The 8690-nt window shown below is 49.5% G+C and carries 5 protein-coding genes; all 5 read left to right on the top strand.

All coding sequences use genetic code 11. The features are described from left to right. The coding region (locus tag RDL68_RS05455) for a sodium ion-translocating decarboxylase subunit beta (RefSeq protein WP_308540671.1) at positions 1-677 on the top strand (677 nt) is incomplete at its 5' end. A 271-nt stretch (positions 678-948) separates the two neighbouring features. Then, positions 949-1983, top strand: a complete 1035-nt coding sequence (locus tag RDL68_RS05450) for a TAXI family TRAP transporter solute-binding subunit (protein WP_308540670.1) — start codon at positions 949-951, stop codon at positions 1981-1983. A gap of 3 nt (positions 1984-1986) precedes the next feature. Then, on the top strand, positions 1987-2478 hold the full coding sequence (locus tag RDL68_RS05445; RefSeq protein WP_308540669.1) for a DUF1850 domain-containing protein: 492 nt from the start codon (positions 1987-1989) through the stop codon (positions 2476-2478). Positions 2479-2582: 104 nt separating this feature from the next. Further along, on the top strand, positions 2583-4547 hold the full coding sequence (locus RDL68_RS05440; protein WP_308540668.1) for a TRAP transporter permease: 1965 nt from the start codon (positions 2583-2585) through the stop codon (positions 4545-4547). 268 nt (positions 4548-4815) lie between these two features. Next, positions 4816-8690 (top strand): hypothetical protein (locus RDL68_RS05435; protein ID WP_308540667.1); only part of this gene is annotated, 3875 nt, incomplete at its 3' end.

The raw sequence follows: 8690 nt of genomic DNA, 5'->3' as shown, positions 1-8690 counted from the left end.
CTCTTTATCTGACGAGCCGTATGGCACCGCATCTGTTGGGCGCAATCGCCATTGCCGCGTATTCGTACATGGCGCTTGTTCCGGTCATTCAGCCGCCTATCATGAAGCTGTTGACGACGAAAGAAGAACGCCGTATCAAGATGACGACGCTTCGTCCGGTTTCCAAACGAGAGAAAATTCTCTTTCCGATTATCGTGACCATCGTCGTAACGCTCATCGTTCCGCCGGCGGGTCCGCTCATCGGTATGCTGATGTTGGGCAATTTGTTCAAAGAAGTCGGTGTCGTGCCACATTTGGTGACGGCAGCGAAAGATACCATTATGTACACCGTAACGATTTTGTTGGGAACAACGGTAGGCGCAACCGCACGCGCGGAGAACTTCCTTACACCGCAGACGCTGGGTATTCTTGCGATGGGACTGGTCGCTTTTTCGATTGGCACCGCAGGTGGCGTACTGTTTGGTAAACTCATGTGCAAGCTCTCCGGCGGAAAGATTAATCCGCTGATCGGCGCTGCCGGTGTGTCGGCTGTACCGATGGCTGCTCGTGTTGTACAGAAAGTCGGACAGAAAGAAGACCCCTCCAACTTCCTTCTCATGCACGCCATGGGACCGAATGTTGCCGGCGTTATCGGTTCGGCAGTTGCCGCAGGCTTACTGCTGAATATGTTTGGCTAAACGAAATCACGATAGTACGGATGTGTTTCTTTTTCTCGAACCCCTGATTAGGAGAAAATCGAGCGACCCCGTTTTGGGGTCGTACACACGAGAAAACGATATCCTTTTTAGTAATCGAGCGCGAAATACTATGCAAAAAACAGTTCCTGCGGTACAGCTCAGCCGCTATCGGGAAAACTGTTGATCAGAAATGAATAAGGGAGTAGAAGAGAAGAGGACGCTGTCCTCAGCAGCTGTCTATCGTTATAGACAGTATTGAAAGGAGATCTTTATGAAAAAGGCACTGAGTATCTTACTTGCTTTAGCGATGGCGGTTTCGCTGACCGCTTGCGGCGGCGGAGACAAGCCGGAGGAATCCAAACCGGCAGAGTCTGCAGCTACGGATTCCTCGATGGAGGAGTCGCAAGCAGCACCGACCGGTGAAGCAGTCAACTGGAACTTTGCTACCGGCGGATCGACCGGAACGTATTATGCATACGGCGGCGTTATCGCTAACGTATTCGGCGAAAAAGTACCGAACGTAAAATTAACCGTACAGTCTACGGGCGCATCGAAAGCGAACATCTTCTCGCTGGATGACAACGAAGCCCAAATCGGCTTTGTACAGAACGACGTTATGGACTACGCCATGAAGGGCGAGAGCCTCTTCAAAGAAGACGGCGCAATCACGAGCTTTGCCGCTGTTGCCGCTCTCTATCCGGAAACCTGCCAGATCGTTGGTACGAAGGGCTTGACATCGGTTGCTGACCTCAAAGGCAAGAACGTCTCCGTCGGCGATGCCGGTTCGGGTGTTGAGTTCAACGCGACCCAGATTCTTGCTGCTTACGGTATTGACATCAACAAAGACATCACGAAACACAACCTTTCCTTCGGTGACTCGGCGGAAGCCTTAAAAGACGGCAAAATTGATGCCTTCTTCTGCGTTGCCGGTGCACCGACGACTGCGATTACCGAGTTGGCGACCACCAATGAAATCTCGATTTTGTCGGTGGACAAAGAACATGCTGACCAGCTGAAGAAAGACTTCCCGTTCTATTCGGATATCACCATTCCGGCGAACTCCTACAAGGGTGTTGAGACGGATGTCACCACAGTTGCTGTTAAAGCGACCCTCATCTGCCGCAAAGACCTTCCGGAAGATGCCGTCTACAATCTTGTTAAGGGCATTTTCGAGAACAAGGACGCCATTGCAAAATCCCATGCTAAGGGCGAAATGCTGGATCCTGAATACGCAGTCGATGCCATCTCTGTACCGTTCCATCCGGGTGCTGAAAAGTACTTCAAAGAGATTGGAGTTATGAAATAATCTATGACATCACGTCAACGGATTGTTTTTCAGGGGACAATTGCCGTACTTACGGCAATTGTCGCCTTCCTTCTCATCGGACATTTCGCTTCCGCAGGGCATGAGCTGGTCTTGCGGAGCGGAAAAACGGGCAAAGTATTTGCCCGTTATCCGATGACGGAAGGAGATACGTTTAGCGTAACCTTTATTCATTCGGTCAATCAAAAGCCGTATACGGACATGTACCGCATTGAAGAAGAGAAAATCTATGCGGAAGAAACCCGCTTTGCCGATTTTGGCGCGGGTGTCGAAACGGAACTGAATGAGGGAGAGATCCTCTCCACCGGGAAAGACGGTGAGGTGGTAATTTCCCATATCCATAAGGAAATGAAACATCTGTCCTACATTGTCGGAACGGTTTCCGACCATATTCTCTCGGTGAACGAAAAAGAGATTAGTCTGCGCAATCTATGTGGACGAAATGCGACAGTTGTTTTTACGTACGAAAAGAAATAGAGAAGGGCTGTGAGACAGCCACAAGACGGAGTGTTCCGTCAGCGGAAGGAAAACGTTATTTCCTTTAACCGAAGTCTTTGGACAAATAGAAAGGAGAAACGGCAATGACGGACGAAATCAAAAAAACGTCTGACCAAATGCCGGAGGTGGAAGATACCAGCACCGGTACGGCGGCAGACGTGGAAGAGATTATGAAAAAGTACGATCGTGAGTCCAATACCCGTATTTGGACCGGCACGCCAGGAATGATTATTAAATTTACGATGGCGGCATTTGCGCTTTTCATGATCTGGTTGAATTTGTTTGCCAACTGGGATGAACGCATTCGCCGTTGTTTATTTCTCGGTACCATTATTGTATTTGCTTTTGTGATGTATCCGATGCGAAAAGGCGATACCTCGCGCGTCAACCATATGCCTTTTTACGATGTTATTCTCATGCTTTTGGGCGCGGGGAGCTTTTTCTATTACATTATCAATTTTAAGGCGATTATCGACCAAGCGACCCGTATTCACCAGACGGAGATTATTCTCGGCATCATCGGGATGATCATTTTGGCAGAGGCATGCCGTCGCGTCGTCGGCTTACCGATTCTCTTTGTTGCCGGCTTCTTTGTCATTTACTCGTTCGCACAGGGTAAGGCGCTGCGCGTAATTGTATACAATCTCTTTTACACCACGACGGGCGTTATCGGTACGCCGATCGGTGTCTGCTCGACCTACATTGTTCTTTTCATCATATTTGGCGCCTTCCTTGAAGGCACGGGCATATCTGATTTCTTTATTCAGGTTGCGAACTCCATTGCCGGTGCTTCCAAAGGTGGTCCGGCGAAAGTTGCTGTTATTTCTTCTGCTCTTTGCGGTATGGTTTCCGGTTCTTCCGTTGCGAACACCGTAACCACCGGATCGGTCACGATCCCGCTTATGAAAAAGACCGGGTATCGCAGTGAATTTGCTGGCGCGGTCGAGGCCTCTGCTTCTACCGGCGGCCAGATTATGCCGCCTATCATGGGTGCTGCGGCATTTCTGATGTCGGAAATGGTCGGCGTTCCGTATGCCGATATTGCCGTTAAAGCGATTCTTCCGGCATTTCTGTACTTCCTCGGCATCTTTATTGCCGTCCATCTTGAAGCGTTGCGCACGGGCTTAAAGGGTCTCAAAAAGGAAGACCTTCCGAAATTCGGAAAATTGGTTCTTAAACAAGGCTATCTGCTCTTGCCGTTGATCGTTCTTGTTTGGATGGTCATGAACGGCTTTACAATGGCGCGTGCCGCCGTCATTGCTACACTTGTGGCAATCGTCGTTAGTATGTTCCGCAAGGAAACGCGCCTCACGCCGATGGGCTTTGTCAATGTGCTTGAAAATGGTACGAAAAATACGATCTCTGTGGCTATCGCCTGCGGTGTTGCGGGTGTCATCGCCGGCGTGGTCACCATGACTGGTTTGGGGCAAGTGCTGATTTCCGCGATTGTCGGTCTGGCAAACGGTCATCTTATTATTGCGCTTCTTCTTACCATGGTTACTTGTATTGTCTTGGGCATGGGTGTTCCGACGACAGCTAACTACATCATCATGGCAACGACCTGCGCGCCGATTCTTGTTTCGGGTATGGGCGTTAACGCCATTGCCGCGAACATGTTCGTGTTCTACTTCGGTATCATTGCAGATATTACGCCACCGGTTGCCTTGGCAGCCTATGCCGGAAGCGCGATTGCCCGTTCCAACCCGATGAAGACGGCTTTTACTGCCACTCGTTTGGCTATTGCGGCATTCATCGTACCGTACATCTTCGTCATGAGTCCTGCGCTGCTCTTCATTGAAACCACACCGCTGGAAATTATCACTATCGTCATAACCTCGGTAGTTGGACTCTTCGGCGTATCCGCTGGACTTGCCGGATTCATCTACACCAAGATGCCTATTTGGCAGAGAGTACTCTCTGTTGTCGGCGGTTTGATGCTCATTTATCCGGGCATCGTCACCGATATCGGCGGCGTTGGCTTGGTTGGCGTTGTGCTGGCACTGCAGTATTTGAGTGGAAAGAAAAACAAAGCGCAAGCGATGGCATAACGCAAAGGAAACAACAGAACTCTTTTTCTATCGAACACAAAAGACAGAACAGAACCGCTGTGTACCCGGCGGTTCTGTTTTGTTATTTATAATAGAAAGGAAACCGACGGCGTGAGTGTTGCAATTCCGAGTAAAATAATTTACTATTTGTAGCTATAAGGAGAAGTTTCTCCTGTTTTTGTCGTATTTTTATAGGAACTACAGGAGTATGAAACAAGAAGAGACAGAAGGAACGAAGTACATTCAGGTTAGAACCAAGGAGGGACAAATGAAAGGATGGAAAAAACGAGCGCTTTCGATGCTATTAGCTTTTTTGATGGTCATCGGCGTTTGCGTTCCCCATTCATCGATTGTTCACGCTGAGGATCCGGTTCCCCCGGCAGAGGGGGGGGCACCGCGCCTCGAGGGCACCGATGAAAACGGAAAGCAATACGTTTATGCGTATCAGGATTTTGACAAGCCGGTAAGAGCGACGGACACACGTGGTGTGCACGGTCGCGCATACACCATGACCGGAAACGACTTTAATACGCCGGATAACGATAATGGTGTATTGGATGGAACGGTTGTCTATTTCCAGTGGATGGATTCGGACGGGCAAGTGAGCCCGATTTTTACGACCAAGACATTCAGCATTGGCGATAAAGACAGCGATCGCGGTTGGTATTCCTTTGATGCGACGAAATTAGACTGGACAGATGGTTCCGGAAAAGTACACAAACTGGCGTACCAAACGACACGCCAGAAGTTCAAATTCTGGATTCCGGAAGACCAAAAGAGCCCTTCCGGCAACCGTTACATTAATGCGCGGCAGGCACCGGGCGCGAACACCGGCTTCTATGGCGCGACGGAAACTTCTGCCGGATCCTTTATGTTGTCAGGATTCAATTATCAAAAAACCGCCGTTTTTGTTTACGAAGCGATGAATAACGACGACCTGTACATGGTCGCGAAGAATGATGGATCGACGTTCACCGGCGCAGATGGAAAAACCTATCCGCGGTACAAGATCGATCAGGTTCGAGAAGAAAAAGGTGTCACTACTTGGCCAGCAAATACGCTGGAAGGCAACGTGTGGTGGGAAGTTTCGGATAACCTCGTCACCTTCCCGACCTCAACGGCGGATGTTCCCGTCGATCAAAAGACATTGACAGATGGTCTTAACGGAATTCGTGTGGTTACCTCGGCGCTTTCAAGAGAAGGCATTGCCGCGGTTCAACCGTTCCAGAAATTGCCGACGGAACAACGCATTGCGAAAACCAAAGAGCTTTTGAAAGCCCATCCGGAATACATTGCACAAACCGTGGAATCGCCGGTTGTTCGTCAAAATGACGGAAAAGGCTTTTCAAACTATTATGCGCATTTTGATTATGATGTCGATTGGAATTACGTCTATCAATTTGTCGTTGGCCCGGTCGATGAAGGCAGCCCGATTAAAAACGTAATCAACATGTCGCCGGTTCCAGTTTTCGGACACCCGCATGATTTTACGATGAATGTGGGTTCGCGTTGGCCTGCTGGCAACAAGTATCACAATGCCGGTGTTGCGTTGGTCTATGATGCTTCCAAAGCGTGGATCAATGTAACGAATTACAATACCACGGATAAGATTGCGGCTCCGGGAGACACCGCAGAAGCGAATATCGGCGTTACCTATCTGCCGGGACACGAAGTAAAAATTGTCTGGGTGGATACAAACGGCAACACGCTGAAAAATCCGGATGGCACGGAAGCCGCCTATATCATTAACGGACCGGACGATCTGAAAAACGCAACTTTTACCGTTCCGGCGGATTTGAAACAGCGCACGACGTATGTCGCCAATTTGGTTCTTGGCGGACAGATTGTTGATTCGGACGCCTTTACGGCAGATCCGGCGAAACGTGTTAACCTGCATCGCAATTTAGATGACAAAGATACGGTTGTACAGGAACTCTTTGTCGATGCCAAACAGGCAGAACAAGGAAAAGCGCAGTTACCGCAATTGCGCAACACGCCGGAGTATACACAGCAAGATAAATATTTTGTCGGTTGGTCCACGAACAAAGATGCCACGGCACCGGATGAGAATGCCTTGGTCGATAAGACCAATCTCGGTTACAATACGATGACCGATATCTATCTGCGTGATGGCGATATGTACAAATTACCGGACGACATGAAGACGAAGACGGATCTTTATGCCGTTTGGAAAGATCCGATGACGGTTTCGGCAACGAAGCAGTGGGCGGAAGCAGCGGTGGATCAATATAAGAGCGACGATCTGAAGTTTGGTTTGTTATCGCGTCCAGCAGTCGGCACTTTCGGCAATGAGATTATTGCCGGTGTCGCAACGTATCAGCCGGCGAAAGAAGCGCCCATGAAGACGCTTGCGGACGGTCTGCGTTGGGAGAAATTACCTTCGTATGATGGACAGGGACGCAGAATGTCCTACGTCATCGTAGAGCTTCCGACAAAAGAGATGCAAGATGCGTACACAGCGGGTGATGCAGAGTGGGCGCATTACAACCTGAATGTTATTCCGCAAAAGACCAATCCGTTTGTTCCGGGAACGAAGCAACAATCGGTTGTGTTAAACAAAGCCGATGGAAGCGGTGTAGATGCCTTCACGATGGCAACGCAGCGCAACCATTTCGTGAACAAGAACGGAAATGTCGAATCGGTTGATCCGCATCCGACGACCGGCACAAAACCGAAGATTGGCTATTTTGATACCGTCGGATATGAGATTACCATCACGAATAAGAAAATGACGGTCTCCACGCCGACCATTGATCAAGCGCGTCCGGGAGACGACCATTTCACCATTCATGTGGACGAACCCGTGGACAAGATTTCCGGTTCCTATACGACCGATGGGCAAGAAACACCCTTTGTCGCGACGTATGATAAAGATGCCGGAAAGTGGACATTCACCGAACCGGCTCCTGCCGGCTTAACGATTGATGAGAAGGCATCCAACGACAAAACGTTAGTTCTTAAGCCTGCACAACCGTTAAAAGACGGTGATCATGTTGCGGCTGTTGCCCACAAGGGAATGGCATCTTCTTCTGAAGCGGTTATGGATGTGAAGGCCGAAGCCTCTCGTCCGCCGAAGAATCTGAAACAAGAACCCCATAAGGACGGCAAAGCGATTATCACGGCTACACCGTACAAGGAGAAGGTGGACGGACAGTGGATCAAAGTTGTGCCGGATAACACCGAGTATTTCTTGACGGATGCGGATGGTAATCGTGTCAAAGTTGATGGGCAGGATGTCAAAGGCGTATTAAAGAACGAAATCATCACCTTTGAGATTCCTAAGGACCAGGCAGAAGAAAAAGCATACGCCATTGAAGCGGCCGAACCGAATCGCAAGCCGGCGAATACGAATACTGTCAACACAGAGGCACAGGATAAATCGGTCACGCTGGATTTAACCGCACCGAAAGCAACCCTGCCGGCGTTGAACGGTTTTGCTGGACAGAACGAGCTGCGCGAAGTGCAGTTTGACGAAGAAGTCGCCAAAGTATCTTCGAACCTCATGCCCAGTGGTCTTACCTTTACGTTGAACGCAGACAAGACCTCTGGCAACATTGAAGGTACTGCGAATGTCGATGACCTCACGTATTATGTTGTTGTCGAGGACAAATTCGGAAACAGCGCAAAATTAGAAGCACCTGCCAAATACGACGGCAAAATTGTTCCGGATAATCCGCCGGCAGGAAAAGAAGACCAATACTACGAAGTGGATTTTGTAAGCGGAGACCACGCGACCTTCTCTCTGGACGGACAAAAAGGGTTGGCGCATAAATCGTACTTCATCCTGAAGGATTTCAATCTGGACGGTGTTGTCGATGAGAAAGACCATATCGATTTAGCGACAGCAAGGGCACAAGGGTTGCATGTGCCTGATCTTGCCAATGAAGTCGTTTTGGATGCGAACTATAAGGTCGCAAAAACGGCTTGGAATCCGGATGTTCTGGCCACCGACTACAAGTTCACTTCGCAGGCGGTAGAAATCACTCTGCAAACCGAGGAGATGAAGAAGGTCATTGTTCCGGCTGATCCGGAGAACCCGGGCAACGTGCCAGACGGCTATGAACGTCTCGTCTTTGATGCGACAGCAGACGGCAAACTGGAGAACGGCAAGCAGAAGAAAGT

The sequence above is a fragment of the uncultured Murdochiella sp. genome, assembly GCF_902488755.1.
Classification (GTDB): Bacteria; Bacillota; Clostridia; order Tissierellales; family Peptoniphilaceae; genus Murdochiella.
Note: the sequence above shows the minus strand (reverse complement) of the source record. Positions and strands in the feature narration are given on the sequence as shown.

Excerpts from the sequence above, each read along its gene's own strand:
- RDL68_RS05450 (WP_308540670.1), top strand. The coding sequence starts at position 949 with ATGAAAAAGGCACTGAGTATCTTACTTGCTTTAGCGATGGCGGTTTCG.
- RDL68_RS05445 (WP_308540669.1), top strand. The coding sequence starts at position 1,987 with ATGACATCACGTCAACGGATTGTTTTTCAGGGGACAATTGCCGTACTT.
- RDL68_RS05440 (WP_308540668.1), top strand. The coding sequence starts at position 2,583 with ATGACGGACGAAATCAAAAAAACGTCTGACCAAATGCCGGAGGTGGAA.